General features: G+C 39.9%; 1 protein-coding gene. It reads left to right on the top strand.

Going from position 1 to position 1623, the window contains the following annotated elements; translation table 11 throughout:
• A partial coding sequence (locus AC3LHT_RS03210) for a DUF4910 domain-containing protein (protein ID WP_488661962.1) occupies nucleotides 1–1597 on the top strand: 1597 nt, incomplete at its 5' end.
• Nucleotides 1598–1623 lie beyond the last annotated feature (26 nt).

The following is a 1623-nucleotide window of genomic DNA, read 5'->3' on the forward strand; positions in this document are numbered from 1 at the left end:
TCTCAGAAGGATAGGAGTACCGTCAACTTCAATAAACATAAAGGAATACGCTTGTGATGGCGTAACGAAATACGGTAATTATACATCAACAATGGTTTGGGAACCAATTAAAGCTGAACTTTGGTTGAAAAAGCCGCGTGAACAATTTATTACTTCCTTTAGGAATTCTCCTACTGCGTTGCTTTTTGGGAGTGCAGCAACTAATGGTTGGGCAGAACTTCAACTTGTGGAATATAAAGGCCCGGGAGATTATGCAGGAAAAGCTGTTCTGGCAAAAGAAAACCCTGTTAAAGTATTCAAAGATGCGGTTGTCAACGGGGGTGCGAAGGCTCTTATTCTTAGCTACATGAGAGGAAAATGCCCTGAGATAGGGCGGGAACCAAAAACTAACCCTGATGTGGTGAACTATCTGAGTATTCCCAACACTCTTGAAGATTACAATTACAGAGCCTTTGGCTTCTCTATTTCAGAAAAGCATTTCAACTTTTTAAAAAAGTTGCTGGGAAAAAATTCAGTAGTAGTGATAAATGCCGAAGTTGAAACAAAAGTTATGAAGGGTTCAATACAGGTATTGGAAATTGACCTGACTAAAAAGCAAAATCCATACGTGCTGATAACCGCCCATTTATGTCACCCTTCTCCTGGAGCAAATGATAATGCCAGCGGTTCCGCACTTGCACTTGAACTTGCAGGGATAATATCAAAAGAAAAGGGGTTTCCTCCAACGAAAATTGCATTGATGCCAGAATTCTTTGGAAGTACACCTTACGCTCTTGAAATGAAAAGAGAAAGTTCCATGCCGTTTTTGACTATTAATCTTGACATGGTCGGCGAAGATCAGAAAAAAACGGGAAGTTCATTGCTGCTCACGGAGACCCCGCCGGTATTACCAAAAAGGTACGATTTCCTGCTCGAATACAACCTCTTAAAACATATGCCACGTTGTGACGGGATACCCATTAAGAGATATTACAGACTTCCATATAGTGCGGGATCTGACCACTGCCCATTTACCGCCATGGGCGTAAGCTCTCCTTTCTTAGGTCATTTGCCTGATCGCTATTATCATACAGATGCAGACAGTCCCGATAAAGTGGACTGTAAAGAACTTGAGTGGGTGGGAAATTCCGTTCTGGACAGTTTATTGGAACTGATATCAACGAATCCTAAATTAGATGCCTATATAAAAAGCAAAGAAGTATCGGAATTCGTTTATTACTGTGAAAACATAAGAGGCAAACCCGGAAGCAGAGAGTTATTCTCCTCTTTTTTGAAAGCTTTCGAGGCACGAAAACATGGTTTTGATTCACTTTACTCTCAGAATTCATTTATACATTCTCGTAAGAAATTAATCCCGAATTTTGAAGGCTCGATTGGATTTGACTGGTACTATGCCCTTCCAGAGCAGTTAAAAAAAACATTGAATTTGAATGTTACATCTTTGGCAGAATTAATTACCGTGTCAGCAAATATAATAGGAAGTAGAGAATCCACCGAATTGCTTGCAGAAATTTATTACGGAGTTCCACAAAAAGCTGTATCGGGATTCATAGATTTTTTGGTGGACAATGGCTACTTTATGGAGGGAGAATTTTGAGTCAAATAATCGTTTCAGGAGAGAAA

It is taken from the genome of Kosmotoga sp. (assembly GCF_982836095.1).